Below are 456 nucleotides of genomic sequence, written 5' to 3'. Positions count from 1 at the left end.
GATGAGTTCATCCGCAATCTGCTGTGCATAGCCGGTCGGTTCGGGCGGCGCCGGCGCTAATTGGGCGCGCAGTGAGTTTGCGGCTGATCGTGCATTTGCGTTCGTCAAACTGCCACCCACTTCGTTACTACGACTTCGCGTTTTTCTACTTCGGTAATTTCGGCCAGATCGTCGGCTCCGTAAATTTCGCTGTCATACGTCCAATCGGTCCATTCAGATCCGGATCTGCCAAGTTCTCCGCGATAATGCTTATTTCCGTCAGTGAAAATAACGGTTTTGCTTTGGTGCTTGTGTCCGTGCTCCCATTCGCTTTCCTCTACGACTGTATAGGTCACATCTCCGATATCAATTCCGCCTTCAAACGTCATATCTTCCAGTTGTTCAATCGTCAATTTAACCAATTAAACCGCCTCCTCTTTTGTGAACCATGCTTCTACGGGCACACCTTCGCCCCAA

Annotated in this window: 1 protein-coding gene; it reads right to left on the bottom strand. The window is 50.2% G+C overall.

What is annotated here, in order from left to right; genetic code table 11:
* Positions 1-104: 104 nt before the first annotated feature.
* Positions 105-392: a hypothetical protein gene (locus FLX07_RS36005; protein WP_167748519.1), complete on the bottom strand. Its 288-nt coding sequence runs from the start codon at positions 390-392 to the stop codon at positions 105-107.
* Positions 393-456: the final 64 nt, after the last annotated feature.

This window comes from Microbispora bryophytorum (genome assembly GCF_006874465.1).
GTDB classification, from domain to species: domain Bacteria; phylum Actinomycetota; class Actinomycetes; order Streptosporangiales; family Streptosporangiaceae; genus Microbispora; species Microbispora bryophytorum.
The sequence above is the reverse complement of the archived record's forward strand: the minus strand, read 5'-3'. Positions and strand labels throughout refer to the sequence as shown.